The organism is Brumimicrobium glaciale (genome assembly GCF_004152935.1).
Classification (GTDB): Bacteria; Bacteroidota; Bacteroidia; order Flavobacteriales_D; family Crocinitomicaceae; genus Brumimicrobium; species Brumimicrobium glaciale.
The window spans coordinates 541,495-557,076 of record NZ_SETE01000001.1 but is presented as its reverse complement, the minus strand read 5'-3'; the positions used below and the strand labels follow the sequence as shown (position 1 = coordinate 557,076).

The following is a 15,582-nucleotide window of genomic DNA, read 5'->3' as shown; positions in this document are numbered from 1 at the left end:
TACTTATTTCAGGGTTTTATTTCTAAAAATCAACTATTAAATTGAAGAATTTGTTTCTCCTTTTTAAACAATCAACATGGGAAATTTACTAAAACTTGATGATCAGTTATTTCTTTTTCTGAATAACTTGGGAACTGAATCATGGGATGGATTCTGGTTGTTCATTACTGACAAATATTTGGCATTTCCATTATACGGATTGCTCGCTTTATTGGTTTTATGGAAAACTGGTTTTAAATCGGCAGTCGTAAGTGGATTTATGATACTTGGAACTGTTGCCACTGCTTATGTAATTTCCTACTTAATGAAACATGGAATTGCTCGTCCAAGACCTTGTAATATTTTTGAAATTGGAACTGAAATGCGATTTCCATTGGCTTCAAAAGGAAAGGAATGTGGTGATTTTGGATTTGTTTCTTCTCACGCAACTGTCGGCATGGCGATGATTACACTAATTGCGTTAATATTAAAACCTTACTATAAATATATCGTTTTCCCGCTAACGGTTTGGATTCTACTTTTCTCATACAGCAGAATTTATGTCGGAAAACATTATCCTGGGGATTTAATCGTTGGAATATTAATTGGATTTATTGTTGGATGGATTGGATTTAAAGTACGAGAATTGATATTGAATAAGTATAAATACTAGCTAATACTCATCATAACTTAACAATTTATAAAAGAGACATCTAGAGAAAATAACATCACAAGAAACAAGAACCAAAACACAAAAAAACCCGTCACTTTTTAGCAACGAGTTTCTTACTTATTCTCTTTACAAACCAATGATTTTTCTAGTCAACTTTTGAGTTTGACTTATAAATCTCACTTAATTCATTTAGTGTAAGTCGATCAGATTTCCAAGTCATTGATTCATTTTCATATAGAATCTCAAACTTAGAATCTGTGTTCGCACTTTCTGAAGACATCAGAAAAACCTTATATATTTCACTGAATGTTTTTGCAGCAATTGGCTCATAATTGTCTTGATTCATAACGTTCCCTTCATCATTCATAACCAATTGATGAAGATCATTAGTAACAATGACTTCATAATTTGCATCAGGGAAATTTTTGGTCATAAACGGCTTCATTCCTGAATTTAATTTCTCAGTTTTTGAGGCACAACCAATAAACATAAAAAGTACACTAATTAATAAAATCTGTTTCATTATTTACTCGTATTTAAATTACATAAAATTTCAAATCAAATGTCTTTTCTATTGCTTCTGCAATAGTCTTTTTTTGAATATGCGCTATTGGTAATATTTAAGGTCAGCAAAATAATGCCTAAACATGCGCTCTGCAAATTTACTAATAAGTGATTAGTTGTGGAAGGAGATTCACTAACGATTTGTTATATTTAATTTCTATTCTACTAAATCAGTTTCCACTCTACCATTCTCGATGATGATTACTTTACTTCCTGCATCTTGAAAAAGCTTCCCAGAAAAAGTTCCTTTTATATGGTTATTGGCAAAAGAAATTACTTTGAAAGTGGCTGCTCCAGAATAGCTTTCATAATTCGCATAAAATTCAGATTCTCCAGAACTCCCAACACCCATCACATTGATATTGACTCCAATATCTCCATCTTCAGGCCAATCTGTGTAGCTGTAATTTCCTGGTCCATTTATATTCCCTTGAATGATTAAGTTGATTTGACCATAATTTCCTGGCAGAAAAAAATAGGAAGCGCTATCTTCATGGGAAACTTGTGGATAGACAAATGGATTACTTGTATCAAAATTGCATTTAAAATCAACAACGCTGCCATCCTCATAAATTAAATTAGCTTCCATATCCCAATTAGAAGTTGACGGTGGTGTTGGATTTGGATTTGAAGTTTCCTTTTTACACGCAGAAACAGTAAACATCAAAACAAAGATTGATAAAATAGTAATCTTGGATAAAAATGAGTTCGCTTTCATAAGTTTTTGGTCTAACATATAAAGCTATGAAAATGTAGACCTTTCTTGTTGGATTTCCTGAAATGTTATTCAAATTCTATCGGAAAACTTAACAATAGACTTAGCTCTTTTATAAAATTGGTTCTACCACTATTTTAATGGTTAAACCATTAACCTTTCCATTTTATCAAAACTGGTTTTATATAGATGTTTCGATTTTTACGTTCAAATAACTGCAGTACATGGGTTTAATATTTTCAGTTCCAGAGGAACGACATATTAGTAGATATGAATGTAATCCATCTCTATACAAACCCACCGAAATCGGTATAATTGCATGCAATTATGCCGATTTCGGTGAGTTTGTTTTTTGTTTATTAATAACCAAGTACACTAGTGTACTTGGCTATTAATATGTCGCTCCTCTGGAGCTTGTTATTTGAAGAATGAATAATTATTGATAAATATTTTAGAATCCATATTGTATGAGTTCCCATTAAAATAGTGGTAGAACCATAAAATTGATAGACAAGATAATTGAAAACCCTCGTAAATTTTCTTTTCCAACCATTTGATAAATTACGCTATCCGTCGTTTTACTTTCTTAGTGAAAAACACCCACGGCTAAAACAACAATTGCTATTGGTGTGAGTAAAGCCAACTTCCCCACCAATTCCATTTTTCTATATAGAGTCTCTGGATTAATGGCTTTTTTTGCTTTGATTTCTAAGAAGTTTATCAATGCTAAAAGGACAATCAGTAAAACAAAAAGCACCAATTTAATCACTAATAAAGGCAACAATAAAAGTGAACTCCAATAAGGAAGAATAAGATAAACACCTGAAACCAGCAATAAAAGAAGTCCAATACTTCCCATTCTGCCAAGAATCTGAGTGTTTAGTTTGAGTTTTAGCGCTTCATCATTTGACAACTTAGAAGCAGAAAAACCTAAAAAAGCATGTGCAAAAGCGGTTCCTAATCCCATGGCAAGGCCAATAAAATGAAGAATTAACATTATATCTCTCATGACTAAATGTGTAGTTTTAAACTGAAGCACTATGGACTAAAAGCACCATAGGTCCAAATGAAATTAAAATTCTATAACAATCTAAAAATTTAGATGTTAGATGTTAGACTTTTGTCAATGCCTAACATCTAAATTTTATTGTTGGACACAAAACTCTTTAGAAGCTCAAGCTAGATGCCCTAAAGTGCATTGTTTTAATATTTGTGAGACCAATAAGTTAAGGCCGTTTAATTACATCGCAAAAGGCTTTCCAATCAAGAACATAGTCGGTCTTTTATTCAAATCAAAAGCTTTCTCTCTCCATTCTGCAACCGTCATGGTTTGAACACGCTCTGTTGGCAATGTCAAATCACAAGCGATACACAGAAAAGTAGCGTCCAAACATTCATTCAGTAAATCTTCCAACAAGTTATTATTGCGGAAAGGTGTTTCCATGAAAATCTGTGTTTGACCAGTCTTACTTACCTCACGTTCATAATCTTTAAATGTGAAAACTCTTTTCTTGCGTTCTTTTGGAATGTATCCATTAAAACAAAAAGATTGACCATTAAATCCACTTGCCATTAACCCCAATAAAATTGAAGAAGGCCCCGTTAATGGACTCACAAAATCACCTCTTTGATGCGCCAAAGCAACTAAGTCAGCACCGGGATCAGCAACACCTGGACAACCAGCTTCAGAGATAATTGCTACATTATGACCATTTCTTAAAGGAGCCAACATTGCCGATAAATCTGTAGGCAGTGTATTTTTATTTAAGATAAAAAACGTTGATTTATCAATAGGAAAAGTCCTGTCCAATTTTCGCAAATAACGACGAGCAGATTTCAAATCTTCCACTGCAAAATAGCGTGTATTTATAGCCAATTCTGCTACTTTTGCTGGAATAACGTGATCCCAAGTTTCTGAACCCAATAACGTGGGCATGAGGTATAGTTTACCTTTAGTCATTTTCTTTAATTTCTTTTAATTCTTTTAAAATCACATCTGTTCCTGCATTCAACATGTCAAATACATCTTGAAAACCTTCGTCTCCTCCAAAATACGGATCTGGAACTTCTAAATCTTTTCCTGGATGCGTTAAATCTAAAAACATCTCGATTTTCTGAACATCTTTTTCGTCTCTCGCTACTTTTCTAACGTTCTGAAAATTGCTCTTATCCATCACGATAATTCGATCAAACGCATCAAAATCTTCTACCTTAAATTGTCTCCCTCGCAATTCATCAATCGGTACACCATTTCTTTTAGCTGTTTCAATCATGCGCTCATCTGGTGAATGACCAACATGCCAATCTCCCGTTCCTGCTGAGTCTACAACAACATCCAATTTATGATCTGCTACTTTTTTACGCATCAATCCATCTGCCATTGGTGAACGACAAATATTTCCTAAGCATACCATTAATATTTTCATAATTTCCTTTTTATTCTTTGAAAATAAGACCTCAAATACTGCGTTTCGCTAGCTTTTTATGGCAGTCCCATCGACAAGCTTACCTCGGCAAGCTCTGCACTTCGCAGGGCGACGTATTTATAAATATAAACGCCTGCAATAAAAATCTTCGCAAGCCTTGTCTTTAAAATTTTATTTTCAAAGTTGTTAACTCTATTCTTTATGTTGGACTTTGATTCTTAATAATCTTCCAAAACAATGCTGGAGAAAATCGCTTAATCTTAGCCGCTAAAATTTCTTTTCCGCCAATTAAAACCTCTTTCTTTTTCTTCAAGGTGGCTTTCAACATTTGATTCACACATTCCTCAACCGACATTCCCGTCTCTTGATTGTGATCCATCACACCGTGTGCAGTTCCATCTTCGGTCAAAGCACTTGTTGAAATTGGCGTATTTATTTTCCCGGGACAAACGATTGTCACCGCAATATTGTTTTTCGCTTCTTCAAGCAATACACTTTCGTAATAACCGTGCAAAGCATGTTTCGAAGCAGCATAAGCCGAACGCAGATAAAATCCGAACTTCCCAGCAATGCTCGAAGTAATGATAATATGTCCGCTTTTTTGCTTTTGCATAAAGGGTAAAACAGCTTTCGTTAAGGCAATATTTCCGAAGTAATTCACCTCCATAATTCGGCGATCAACATCAATAGCAGTTTTTGAAGCTTCTGCACGTTGCGAAACTCCGCCACTATTAAAAAGGTAATCAATGCGTTGATATTTCTCTATTACTCGTTTCGCTAATTCCGAAAAATGTCCGTTATCAGCTAAGTCTAAATGCAAAACCATGTGTTGATTCGAATTTTCCAAAGTCGCTTTCAACTTCTCCAATTCCTCCACATTTCGTGCAGACAAAATCAATTTACTTCCTAATTGAGCTAATTGCACCGCGAGCTCCTTCCCTATTCCTGAGGAAGCTCCCGTAATCCAAACTACTTTATTGGCAAACCTTTTCATAGCCGTAAAGATATTGAAAAGGTTTTACATTATTGGGCTTTATTGAAATGATGAATGAAAGTTCTAGAATGAAAAGTGAAAAATGAAAAATGAAAAATTTTTGAACTCAACTTTTCATTTTTTAAAATTGATTAGCGTGGACCAGAGTTCTTACCGTATTACATATCATACTTAAAGGACTAATGTGAAATTCATTGAGAGTATCCGATATAGATTGTTTTGTCTTAATTAATTCCCAACGGGATAGACGGTGTTAGCCAAAGAATAATTGATCGATGAATATGAGTAAACCCCATTTTTAATTCTTCATTTTTCATTGTTTTCAACTCTCTCAGAAATAAAGTGTAAATTTGCACTAGTTAAAGAAAATACAATGAAGCATACTATATTCAAATCCCTTTTACTCTTGATTTTTGGAATCATTTTATCATTCGATTCATCAACAATAGCGCAAAGTACCAACCAAACGGATAAAGGTGGATTCTATTTTTATTGGGGATATAATCGAAGCGCTTACACAAAAAGTGATTTAACGCTAGTTGGACGAGGCTATGATTTTACGATGAAAGACATGACAGCTTCAGATAATCCTGAAAAATTATCAATGAATTATCTGGACATTAAAAAAATCACCATTCCACAATTTAATCTAAGATTGGGTTACTTTTTCAAAGACAATTGGTCATTAACTGTTGGTTATGATCACATGAAATATTTGATGGATCATCCGCAAGATGTTATTTTGGATGGATATGTTACACCGGGAATAAGTGATTTATGGAGCGGACAATATGACAACCAATTGTCTCCAACAAATTATGATGATATCCATTACGAAAATTCTGATGGCTTAAATTATATCCGTTTTGAATTAGCAAGATACTTCAATCTCTTATCTGTTGGAGAAAATAATTGGTTTAGAGTTCGTGCCCAAGCAGCAGTTTCAACAGGATTAATTCTGTCTTTCAATGACTTGAATTTCGCCAATCAATTTGATAGAAAAACAATTTCTGTTTCAGGTTATGGAATTTCAGTTCATCCGGGTTTAAGACTAGAATTCTTTAATCACATCTTCCTACAAACGAATCTGTCAGCAGGTTTTGTTCACCAAGTAAAAGTGAGAAATCGTCCAGATGACAAAAGTGCGATTGCCAAACAAAGGTTTGGATATTTAGCTTCGGAATTGGTTTTGGGTTATACTTGGAGGTTTAATAAGGATTAATTTCACGCTATTTTTTGTACTGTGCTTCAATGGAACGCGGATGACACGGATGCATCGACAAGCTCAGCAGAACTGCATGCAACGCGAATAATCGCGGATTTTAAACTGTGGTGATTTCGTATTTCAGCTGATTTAGAAAGACATTTTTGACTCAAAAAAATGCCATTCACACAAAAGCAAATGGCATTTAAAATATATTTTACTCTCTTCACAAGGCGGTGTTACGTTGCTGTTCCACTACTGTGCCAAACCTACTCATTACATTTTCTGTCTCACTAAATCTTCCAAACAATCAATTAACCTCGGATGATCATTTGTACTTGGTACCAATTGAACAATCTCTCCACCCATTTTCTTGAAGTCTTCATCATATTCAACACCAATTTCTACTAATGTTTCAAGACAATCAGCGACAAAGGCTGGACTAAAAGCGAGCACTCTCTTCGCTCCTTCTTCGGCCCATTCTTCAATCACTTTATCAGAGAAAGGAGTTAACCATTTTTTTGTAAGTCTTGACTGAAAAGAAACTGTATAATCATCTTCTGTTAAACCAATTTTTTCAGCGATTAAACGTGTTGTTGCATAACATTGCGCTTTATAGCAAAACCTATTTTTATCGTTCATTTCAGTTTCACACGGCTGATCTTCACATAAGCCATCGTCATACACTTTATCGACATGGCGATCTGGTAAGCCGTGGTAGGAGAACATTATTTTGTCATAACTTTTGATATCGAACTCTTTCGATCTTTCAACAATTGCGTCAATATATGCTTCATGATCATAGAAATCTGAAATAGTTGAAATCTCAGGAATTACCCACCAATCACTAATTATTTTAACCGCTTTATCAATTGCAGTTCCTCCCGAAGCACTTGCATACTGAGGGAATAACGGTAAAACAATAATATGATCATAATTTTGAAGACGCATTTCTTCCAAAACAGATTCCATGGTTGGCACACGATAACGCATCGCCATGTGAACCGTTACATCATCATCTTTGAATCGCTCTTGAAGCAATTTCTTTTTACTTTCTGTGTATTTCGCAAGTGGAGAAATACCACCACTTAATTCCCATAATTCTTTATAAATTTTGGAAGAACCTCTCACACGAAAAGGAATAATAATTCCATTCACTAAAAGTGTTCTTGGAAGCCATTTATAATCAATTACTCTTGGATCATTTAAAAATTCTTTTAAATATATTTTTACATCCTTGACGCTTGGGCTATCTGGTGTTCCGAGTTGTAATAATAAAACTCCAACTTTTTTCTTTTTACGTATCTCCATTGACTAATAATTCTTTGCTAAAATATTAACAAGACAAAGATAAGAAGGTTTTGAAATAACCCTAAAATTGAAGAATTCTAAATTGAGAATGTGAGAATAATCATGTTTTTTCTTAATTTTTGTTCGATTCAAATGAAAATCCTAAATTGATTTAACTTTCTTAAATTTGCAAAGTGCTATCTAAAAAAACGAAATACGGAATTAAAGCCTTGACTTACATTTGTAGTCATGAAAGTGATGGAGCAATCCCAATTGCCATCATTTCTGAAGCTGAAAATATTTCTCATAAATTTCTTGAAACAATTCTACTCACCTTAAAAAAAGGAGGAATTCTATCTTCTAAAAAAGGAAAAGGTGGTGGATATTATTTACTCAAAGATCCTAAGGAGGTTTTTATGAGCGATATCATTCGTTTGTTAAGTGGTCCAATAGCAATGGTGCCATGTGTTAGCCTAAACTTTTACGAAAAATGCGACGATTGTCCAGATGAAGAAACATGTGGAATCAATCGTTTGATGCTGGAAGTTCGCGATAGTACTTTAAAAGTTTTGAAACAAAAAAGCTTGGCGCAACTTACAATGGAAAGCTCTAAGTAGAACATCCGATATAGCAATGAATTCGCCGCCTTCGACAAGCTCAGTCACCGAAGAGTTATCCCGTTGACTGAGCCTGTCGAAGGCAACAATCGAAGGTAACAATCTAAAGTTCCAAGTAAGTATTTCAAGATAAGACTAGGCAGTAGTGCTACTGCAGCGGAGATTATAATCGTCCATGCAGCATAACAAAAGATAAAAACATCCCTCATTCCTAAAAAGTGATTTTTATCATATTTTAATATACAAATTAAAAATACTTTTGCCATTCCCCATCAAGTCGATAGGGTTAATGTAGTAAAATGATAATAGACCAAGTTTATAACAATATAAAAGCGAATCAAAAGTCTACTGGAAAGTCAGAACGACATTCAAGAAGTATTGTTAAAGCAATCTCATGGCGGACTTTAGGCACATTAGACACTGTTCTTATCTCTTGGTTTATTTCGGGCAATTTAAGTATAGCCTTTTCAATTGGAACATTCGAATTATTGACAAAAACACTCCTTTATTATTTCCATGAACGCTTGTGGAATGGTATTAAATGGGGAAATAAATAGATTATGGATATAAAAGGAATTAACGCATCATTGTTAGATAAAAGTCCAGTAGAAATTGTACAATGGGCAATTCGACATGCAAGCAAGCCAGTTATCACAACGAATTTCAGACCTTATGAAAGTGCTATTCTACATCTGACAACTCAAGTTTCGCCAACGCTAGAAGTTGTTTGGTGCGATACGGGGTACAACACATCTGCAACTTATCGTCATGCGAAAGAGTTGATTGATACACTCCATTTGAATATTCACATTTATGTTCCTCAACAATCTGTTGGATTTAGAAATGTTGTTTTGGGAATTCCAGAAGTAGATACCCCAGAACATAAAACATTCAGCGATCAAGTAAAATTAGAACCTTTCCAAAGAGCCATGAAAATTCATTCTCCAGATGTTTGGTTTACCAATTTAAGAAAAGGTCAAACTGCTTTTCGTGATGGAATAGATATCGTTTCTCAAGGAAAAGATGGTGTATTGAAAGTAAGTCCGTTCTATAATTATTCAGATGAAGAGCTGGATGAATACTTGGCAGAACATCATTTACCCAACGAAAATAACTATTACGATCCTACAAAAGTTTTGGAAAATAGAGAATGTGGAATTCATCAGTAATTCGAATAGAAAAACATTAAATTATGAATGAAAAAGTAATTAACAATCCATTAGAAGACGAAGCAATTTATATTTTCAGAGAAGTTGCTGGTCAATTTGATAAGCCTGTAATTCTATTTTCAGGTGGAAAAGATTCAATTACACTCGTAAGATTAGCGCAAAAAGCTTTTTATCCTGCTAAAATTCCTTTTCCACTTTTACATATTGATACAGGACATAATTTTCCAGAAACGATAGCATTTCGTGATCAATTGGTGGAAGAATTAGATTTAGAATTGCATGTGCATTATGTGCAAGACAATATCGACGCTGGAAATGTACAAGAAGAAAGTGGAAAATATGCCAGTCGAAATATGTTGCAAACTGATTCTTTATTGCAAGCGATAGAAAAACATGGATTTGATGCTTGTATTGGCGGTGCAAGAAGAGATGAAGAAAAGGCAAGGGCAAAAGAACGTGTGTTTTCTGTTCGTGATGACTTCGGACAATGGGACGAAAAAAACCAAAGACCTGAAGTTTTTGACATGTTGAATGGAAGAATAGATTTTGGACAAAATGTGCGTGTATTCCCCATTTCAAACTGGACAGAATTAGACGTTTGGAGCTATATCCAAAAAGAAAAGATGGAAATTCCTTCGATTTATTTCGCTCACAAAAGAAAAGTATTCGAACGTGACGGAATGATTTGGTCGGCACATGATGAATATGTTTTCCGTGAAGACGATGAACTCGTTGTGGAAAAAATTGTCCGATTCAGAACTGTTGGCGACATGAGTTGCACTGCTGCCGTTGAATCTTTAGCATTCGATATTGATAAAGTAGTGGAAGAAATTGCAGCATCTTCTATTTCCGAAAGAGGCGCAAGAATCGACGATAAACGTTCGGAAGCAGCCATGGAAAAAAGAAAACAACAAGGCTATTTCTAGGATTACATCAGGAAAATAGAAAAGCGAAAATCAGTAAAAGCATTCAAAATGGTAGGAAATAAAAACAAAGTTTTAAAGTTGAGCACGGCTGGAAGTGTAGACGATGGAAAATCAACATTGATTGGTCGCATTTTATATGATACACATTCTTTAACCGACGATAAATTAGAAGCAATTGAACGCAGCAGCAAACAAAAAGGCTACGATTATCTAGATTTCTCTTTAGCAACTGATGGATTAGTTGCAGAAAGAGAACAAGGAATTACAATTGATGTGGCGCATATTTATTTCTCTACACCCAACCGTTCTTACATTATTGCAGATACTCCTGGACATGTTGAATACACAAGGAATATGGTTACAGGAACCTCTACTTCTCAAGTTTCCATCATTTTAATTGATGCACGAAAAGGAGTAATTGAGCAAACCAAACGTCACTTTTTTATCAATAATTTATTGCGTACAAAAGAGATAGTTGTGGCCGTGAATAAAATGGACCTCATCGATTTCAATCAAGAAAAATACAATGCAATTGTTGAAGATTTCCAAAGCTTGATTTCAGGTTCAGATTACCAAGATCAAAATATTACATTTATTCCAGTGAGTGCTTTACACGGAGACAATGTTGTGGATAAATCTGAAAACTTGGCTTGGTTTAAAGGCGAAACGATGATGGAGCATTTAGAAAACATTCGTTTGGAAGATATTCAAGAAGAAGCCAAAGCACGTTTTCAGGTTCAAACAGTTATTCGACCAAAAACGGAAGAATTTCATGATTTCAGAGGTTATGCAGGTAAATTAAAAGGCGGAGAATTGAAAGTTGGAGATGACGTTACTGTACTTCCATCAGGTAGAAAATCACAAATTAAATCCATTTCATTTTTCGATCAGCAATATTTAAGCGCAAGTAAAGGTTCATCGATCACGATTACTTTGATGGATGATGTCAATGTTTCACGAGGAGATTTAATTGTGAAATCAGAAGAACTTCCAAAAGAATCGAAAAGTATTATGGCGAAGATTTGCTGGATGGACAACAAACCTTTGGAAGCAGCTTCGACTTATTTTTTACAACACGGAGTAAAATTGGTGAAGTCAAAAGTGAAATCAATAAATCATAAAATAAGCACCGATACAACTGGTGCAACTGAAAAAGTGAGTCAACTCAACATGAATGATTTAGGATTAGTGGAGATTCAGTTGGCACAACCAATTCATTTTGATGCTTATGATGAAAACAAGGGAAATGGAGCTTTTATTTTGGTTGACACGAAGAGTAATACTACTGCTGGGGTTGGGTTTATTTTGTAGGAGGATTGGTTTTTGTTTGCGCTGTAATGGAACGCGGATGACGCGGGCCTTCGACATGCTCAGTCACCGTTTTAGCAACGCGGATGCGCGCGGATTTTTCACTTACGGTGAATTCTCGGATAAACGCGGATTGCTTGAGATCATTAATAATAAATATTGCCTATCTTTCAATTAGGTAAAATCATACTTATTTTCATCAGAAAGCAAAGAGTGCTGTTAAAGAGTTAGAACATAAATCTAGACTTACTAGCAGAGTACCTGGTAAGCATATTATCCTATTTTTTCACAATTTGATAGTCATTCACCAAAACAGAGGCGGAAATTTTAAGAATTACTTCTAATTCACGAATCATATCCACAGTCAATCGTTTTTTTCTGTTAAGAATTTCGGATACTCTGCTTTTACCACCAATTATTCCAACCAAATCCTTTTGACGTAAATTTAATTCTTCTATTCGGATTTTTGTTGCTTCAATAGGGTCGGGCGCTTCGATAGGATAGTGCTCATTTTCATAATTCTCAATCAATAGTGATAGAATTTCAGCTTCATCACCTTCTTTTGTGTCAACTGCTGCATCGAAAATCACTTCTAAACGCTCAAGTGCATTTCGGTAATCAATATCGATTTTAATGGGCTTAATGTTCATAGCTTTAATTTTAAATTGTGTCAGCATCTATTTTGTCATATTCAGGGTGAGTGCCATCATATTATGATTTTGATTCGGCTAGTATCTGCTCTTTACTATCATTAGTAAAACCACTCTTTTCAGCCTTATCTAATTTTGTTCTTATCCAATCAATCTCGTTTTGCTGTTTTCTAGCTTTTCTAATTAAATCATTAACCAGTTCACTTTTACTAGAATACTCTTTGTTCTCAACTTGGGCCTTTAACCACTCATCATTTGGTTCTGTAAATGAAATACTTTGTCTTGGCATAATAATAATTTTGATTTGAGTTTGCTGGATAAAACAATCAATATGAGCTACAGCTTTCTTCACTCCTCTTCATTATCCAATTTTTACAGAAAATCTTCTAGAGAAATCGTATTTTCACTCTTATCTTCATTTGAATAAAATTGTGGTGATAAAGCTTCAATACTTAGAGTAAGTTAAACAAAGTGCTACCAATTACTCAGTAATTAGTCTGCTTTTTCAGTCGCTTTAGCCTTTCTTTTATTCATTCGTTTTATTTTAGCTAAGCGCTTTTCTTTGTCAGCTTCTATAAAATCGCTAATGGCCTTTTCCTCTTTTTTAGTTAATGGCCTTGGATCAACTTCGAAGTCTACATCCAAAGGTTCTTTTATTAGTGTCATATATTTATGTTTTAAAGTATTTACCTATTAATTTCAATGCGGATTCAGTTGTTATCACCATTAAATGGCCACCAAAATGAATTGCATCTAAAGTATCTATATAGTGGTCAATTAATTTAGTTTTCGCTATAAATGATATATAACCTTCACCTCCTCTTTGAAAGGATAATTTACAAGCGAAGGCCACCAAATTACCTGGAATACCTAAATAAACTTTCGACTTCCCAACATTAAATGGCGCACTTTCAATTAAATGCATATATACGTGATCTTTCTTAACCTCTAAACATATAAGTCCTTGTATTATGTTCGGATTACCAACTATTGTTAGCTTGTAAACATCTTTTTCTGGTTGTTGAAATTCTTTATTCCAATTAAAATTCCAACCATTCTTTTTAATTATCAACTTTAATTCCACAGAATTTAATAACGAAATTTCTGTAGGAAAACTATCTCCAGTTTTCACATTCTCAATAGAGTTAGTCAATTTGTCGATTATAAAATCTAATTCTATTTTAGAGACTTCGTTCATAATACCAATTTACGAAATTTCGGCGGTATTTAAAAATTGTTCTGTGTTTTAATTTCTATTATCAACAATGTTAAGAAACTTTGTAACCGAAATCATTTTTCGATTATAACCCCTACAACAATTAAAGTATTAAGCAGTAAAAACAATGTACTCACCAAATTAATAAAAATCAATTTATTCATTGGTTCTTTAACTTTAAGTAACCCCAAAAGACCCACTAAAAGAATCGATAAGCAGATTAAAAGACCACCATATTCGAATGCCAAAGGAAGTCCTAAACTTGGCAACCAAATAATTAAAAAAACTATGACTAACATATTTTGAATATGACGTTCATTAGGATTTTTAATCATTTTCAAAGTCATTACTCCAGCTATGATGAATGGTGTACTCGTCAGAAGATTTATAACAATTAACCAATCCCCCCATACAAATGGTTTTACGAGATAATGAATTATAAGCGCAAGAGAGACAATTGAAAATCCAATTATATTTGTGATACTTAGGTATTTTAATGATTGTTTCACCTATCACACTTAGCTTTCAAAAAAACACTTCTTTCCATTCTCAATTATTTCCGTTTCACCCCAGCCAATGCCCTAAAAAACTCCAAATGAGTTGTAGTTGAAGCATAAAGATTACTTCCATCATAATAATTCTTATTCGCTGAGTTTTTAACAATAACAGTATGCGTTGTTGGGTTGATATAAATATACTGATTAAATACTCCGATAGCCATTATTTCTCCTTGGTCACCATCGGGAATCCACCATTGATATCCATAACCAAAAGTTGGACTGGATGAGTTTTCGCTATTGGCTTGCAAATGTTCTTCCGTTGAATGCGTTGATGCTTCAACCCAGCTTTGAGGTATAATTTGATTACCGTTCCAATTTCCTTTATTGAGATAAAGTCTACCTAATTTTGCATAATCTCTTAAAGCAGCATTTAATCCTCCGAGTGCCATTTCCATTCCTTCTCCATCCGCAATCCAATACGCATCGAACTCGGCTCCAATGGGCTTCCAAATTTTTTCTTGTAAATATTCTGTTAAACTTTTCCCCGTAGCTTTCACGATGATCATGCCCAACACATGCGTGTTAATACTCACATATTGATTGAACGTTCCTGGTGTTATTTCATTTTTTAAAGATGCAGCAAATTTGTCTTGAGACTTTCCATTTCCAAAATCATCCCAATATCGATTAATATCTGCATTCGGATCACTATATGTTTCGTCAAACCCCACTCCTGTTGACATCTGCAAAACATCTTTTATTTTCACACCCTCATAACCAGAGCCCTTTAATTCGGGTAAATATTCACCCACTGTTTGTTCAACACTCTTGATGTAACCTTCTTCCATGGCAATTCCAAACAATGCAGAAACGTAAGATTTAGACATAGACCAAGAAATATGTTTTACACTTCCTGTTTGACCTCTCCAATAATCCTCATACAGAATGGTATCATTTTGTATAAAAATTAAACCTTGGGTATAAGAGGAGTCAATAAATTTCTGCGTATTGTAATTAACTTCTTTAGAATTGAAACTTTCAGGAAGTTGAATGTTCTTTATTTGAGGGAAAACAAAGGCTTGATCCGCTTTTTTAACTTTCTTAGAAGGAAAATATTCATCCATATTAATGAAAGTATATTCAATATTTTCCAACTTCATTACTTCCTTAAAATCCTTGAGTTCTTCTGTCTTTGTGCTACAACTTATTCCTATCACAATTATAATAGCGAATAAAATAATAGCGGGAATCTTGAGTTTTTGGATATTCATCTTTGTAATTTGATATTTAAATCTATTGATGTTGGATGCGGCAAATATATCTTTTCGTAACCGAATTAGGAAATTACGGG

20 protein-coding genes are annotated in these 15,582 nt (G+C 34.1%); 7 read left to right on the top strand and 13 right to left on the bottom strand.

The annotated features are described in order from the left end of the window. The first annotated feature begins 76 nt into the window (after positions 1-76). Positions 77-652: a phosphatase PAP2 family protein gene (locus ERX46_RS02175; RefSeq protein WP_130092189.1), complete on the top strand. Its 576-nt coding sequence runs from the start codon at positions 77-79 to the stop codon at positions 650-652. A 145-nt stretch (positions 653-797) separates the two neighbouring features. On the opposite strand, the gene ERX46_RS02170 is transcribed toward ERX46_RS02175, so the two are convergent. The 6 genes from ERX46_RS02170 to ERX46_RS02145 form a co-directional block, all read right to left on the bottom strand. Next, positions 798-1,175 carry a hypothetical protein gene (locus tag ERX46_RS02170; RefSeq protein ID WP_130092188.1) on the bottom strand — a complete coding sequence of 126 codons (378 nt, stop codon included), beginning with the start codon at positions 1,173-1,175 and terminating at the stop codon, positions 798-800. A gap of 198 nt (positions 1,176-1,373) precedes the next feature. Further along, entirely contained in the window at positions 1,374-1,934 is a 561-nt protein-coding gene (locus ERX46_RS02165) for a hypothetical protein (RefSeq protein WP_130092187.1), read from the bottom strand. Between the two features lie 583 nt (positions 1,935-2,517). Continuing rightward, positions 2,518-2,940 (bottom strand): hypothetical protein, encoded by a 423-nt coding sequence (locus ERX46_RS02160; protein ID WP_130092186.1) that lies wholly within the window; start codon positions 2,938-2,940, stop codon positions 2,518-2,520. Positions 2,941-3,171: 231 nt separating this feature from the next. Further along, complete coding sequence (locus ERX46_RS02155; RefSeq protein WP_242494518.1) at positions 3,172-3,867, bottom strand: SAM-dependent methyltransferase; 696 nt, start codon at positions 3,865-3,867, stop codon at positions 3,172-3,174. Positions 3,868-3,883: 16 nt separating this feature from the next. Continuing rightward, positions 3,884-4,357, bottom strand: coding sequence for a low molecular weight protein-tyrosine-phosphatase (locus ERX46_RS02150; RefSeq protein ID WP_242494517.1), 474 nt, complete (start codon positions 4,355-4,357; stop codon positions 3,884-3,886). A gap of 199 nt (positions 4,358-4,556) precedes the next feature. Next, positions 4,557-5,351, bottom strand: a complete 795-nt coding sequence (locus ERX46_RS02145) for an SDR family oxidoreductase (RefSeq protein WP_130092183.1) — start codon at positions 5,349-5,351, stop codon at positions 4,557-4,559. A 373-nt stretch (positions 5,352-5,724) separates the two neighbouring features. On the opposite strand from ERX46_RS02145, the gene ERX46_RS02140 reads away from it, so the two are divergent. Beyond that, complete coding sequence (locus ERX46_RS02140) at positions 5,725-6,573, top strand: hypothetical protein (protein ID WP_130092182.1); 849 nt, start codon at positions 5,725-5,727, stop codon at positions 6,571-6,573. 258 nt (positions 6,574-6,831) lie between these two features. On the opposite strand, the gene hemH is transcribed toward ERX46_RS02140, so the two are convergent. Next, the gene (gene hemH / locus ERX46_RS02135) at positions 6,832-7,866 is read right to left on the bottom strand and encodes a ferrochelatase (protein WP_130092181.1); all 1,035 of its coding nucleotides are present in this window, start codon (positions 7,864-7,866) and stop codon (positions 6,832-6,834) included. A gap of 173 nt (positions 7,867-8,039) precedes the next feature. On the opposite strand from hemH, the gene ERX46_RS02130 reads away from it, so the two are divergent. From ERX46_RS02130 to ERX46_RS02110, 5 genes are all read left to right on the top strand, one after another. Continuing rightward, positions 8,040-8,462 carry an RrF2 family transcriptional regulator gene (locus ERX46_RS02130; RefSeq protein WP_130092180.1) on the top strand — a complete coding sequence of 141 codons (423 nt, stop codon included), beginning with the start codon at positions 8,040-8,042 and terminating at the stop codon, positions 8,460-8,462. Between the two features lie 299 nt (positions 8,463-8,761). Further along, positions 8,762-9,019, top strand: a complete 258-nt coding sequence (locus ERX46_RS02125) for a DUF2061 domain-containing protein (protein ID WP_130092179.1) — start codon at positions 8,762-8,764, stop codon at positions 9,017-9,019. A 3-nt stretch (positions 9,020-9,022) separates the two neighbouring features. After that, positions 9,023-9,631, top strand: coding sequence for a phosphoadenosine phosphosulfate reductase domain-containing protein (locus ERX46_RS02120; protein WP_130092178.1), 609 nt, complete (start codon positions 9,023-9,025; stop codon positions 9,629-9,631). 23 nt (positions 9,632-9,654) lie between these two features. Then, entirely contained in the window at positions 9,655-10,557 is a 903-nt protein-coding gene (gene cysD, locus ERX46_RS02115; RefSeq protein WP_130092177.1) for a sulfate adenylyltransferase subunit CysD, read from the top strand. 48 nt (positions 10,558-10,605) lie between these two features. Next, on the top strand, positions 10,606-11,868 hold the full coding sequence (locus tag ERX46_RS02110) for a sulfate adenylyltransferase subunit 1 (RefSeq protein ID WP_130092176.1): 1,263 nt from the start codon (positions 10,606-10,608) through the stop codon (positions 11,866-11,868). 275 nt (positions 11,869-12,143) lie between these two features. Here the strand turns inward: ERX46_RS02110 and ERX46_RS02105 are convergent, their stop codons facing one another. The 6 genes from ERX46_RS02105 to ERX46_RS02085 form a co-directional block, all read right to left on the bottom strand. Further along, on the bottom strand, positions 12,144-12,515 hold the full coding sequence (locus tag ERX46_RS02105) for a helix-turn-helix domain-containing protein (protein ID WP_130092175.1): 372 nt from the start codon (positions 12,513-12,515) through the stop codon (positions 12,144-12,146). Between the two features lie 61 nt (positions 12,516-12,576). Beyond that, positions 12,577-12,804 (bottom strand): ribbon-helix-helix domain-containing protein, encoded by a 228-nt coding sequence (locus ERX46_RS02100; RefSeq protein ID WP_130092497.1) that lies wholly within the window; start codon positions 12,802-12,804, stop codon positions 12,577-12,579. 203 nt (positions 12,805-13,007) lie between these two features. Next, on the bottom strand, positions 13,008-13,181 hold the full coding sequence (locus ERX46_RS17440; RefSeq protein WP_165366122.1) for a hypothetical protein: 174 nt from the start codon (positions 13,179-13,181) through the stop codon (positions 13,008-13,010). Between the two features lie 4 nt (positions 13,182-13,185). Next, positions 13,186-13,713 (bottom strand): hypothetical protein, encoded by a 528-nt coding sequence (locus ERX46_RS02095; protein ID WP_130092174.1) that lies wholly within the window; start codon positions 13,711-13,713, stop codon positions 13,186-13,188. Between the two features lie 92 nt (positions 13,714-13,805). Continuing rightward, on the bottom strand, positions 13,806-14,240 hold the full coding sequence (locus ERX46_RS02090) for a hypothetical protein (protein WP_130092173.1): 435 nt from the start codon (positions 14,238-14,240) through the stop codon (positions 13,806-13,808). A gap of 44 nt (positions 14,241-14,284) precedes the next feature. Continuing rightward, on the bottom strand, positions 14,285-15,502 hold the full coding sequence (locus tag ERX46_RS02085; RefSeq protein ID WP_207214100.1) for a serine hydrolase domain-containing protein: 1,218 nt from the start codon (positions 15,500-15,502) through the stop codon (positions 14,285-14,287). Between the last annotated feature and the right edge of the window lie 80 nt (positions 15,503-15,582).

Bases quoted from the DNA above. Each gene is read 5' to 3' on its own strand.
- ERX46_RS02175 (WP_130092189.1), top strand. From the start codon at position 77: ATGGGAAATTTACTAAAACTTGATGATCAGTTATTTCTTTTTCTGAAT.
- ERX46_RS02170 (WP_130092188.1), bottom strand. From the start codon at position 1,175: ATGAAACAGATTTTATTAATTAGTGTACTTTTTATGTTTATTGGTTGT.
- ERX46_RS02165 (WP_130092187.1), bottom strand. From the start codon at position 1,934: ATGAAAGCGAACTCATTTTTATCCAAGATTACTATTTTATCAATCTTT.
- ERX46_RS02160 (WP_130092186.1), bottom strand. From the start codon at position 2,940: ATGAGAGATATAATGTTAATTCTTCATTTTATTGGCCTTGCCATGGGA.
- ERX46_RS02155 (WP_242494518.1), bottom strand. From the start codon at position 3,867: ATGCCCACGTTATTGGGTTCAGAAACTTGGGATCACGTTATTCCAGCA.
- ERX46_RS02150 (WP_242494517.1), bottom strand. From the start codon at position 4,357: ATGAAAATATTAATGGTATGCTTAGGAAATATTTGTCGTTCACCAATG.
- ERX46_RS02145 (WP_130092183.1), bottom strand. From the start codon at position 5,351: ATGAAAAGGTTTGCCAATAAAGTAGTTTGGATTACGGGAGCTTCCTCA.
- ERX46_RS02140 (WP_130092182.1), top strand. From the start codon at position 5,725: ATGAAGCATACTATATTCAAATCCCTTTTACTCTTGATTTTTGGAATC.
- hemH (WP_130092181.1), bottom strand. From the start codon at position 7,866: ATGGAGATACGTAAAAAGAAAAAAGTTGGAGTTTTATTATTACAACTC.
- ERX46_RS02125 (WP_130092179.1), top strand. From the start codon at position 8,762: ATGATAATAGACCAAGTTTATAACAATATAAAAGCGAATCAAAAGTCT.
- ERX46_RS02120 (WP_130092178.1), top strand. From the start codon at position 9,023: ATGGATATAAAAGGAATTAACGCATCATTGTTAGATAAAAGTCCAGTA.
- cysD (WP_130092177.1), top strand. From the start codon at position 9,655: ATGAATGAAAAAGTAATTAACAATCCATTAGAAGACGAAGCAATTTAT.
- ERX46_RS02110 (WP_130092176.1), top strand. From the start codon at position 10,606: ATGGTAGGAAATAAAAACAAAGTTTTAAAGTTGAGCACGGCTGGAAGT.
- ERX46_RS02105 (WP_130092175.1), bottom strand. From the start codon at position 12,515: ATGAACATTAAGCCCATTAAAATCGATATTGATTACCGAAATGCACTT.
- ERX46_RS02100 (WP_130092497.1), bottom strand. From the start codon at position 12,804: ATGCCAAGACAAAGTATTTCATTTACAGAACCAAATGATGAGTGGTTA.
- ERX46_RS17440 (WP_165366122.1), bottom strand. From the start codon at position 13,181: ATGACACTAATAAAAGAACCTTTGGATGTAGACTTCGAAGTTGATCCA.
- ERX46_RS02095 (WP_130092174.1), bottom strand. From the start codon at position 13,713: ATGAACGAAGTCTCTAAAATAGAATTAGATTTTATAATCGACAAATTG.
- ERX46_RS02085 (WP_207214100.1), bottom strand. From the start codon at position 15,502: ATGAATATCCAAAAACTCAAGATTCCCGCTATTATTTTATTCGCTATT.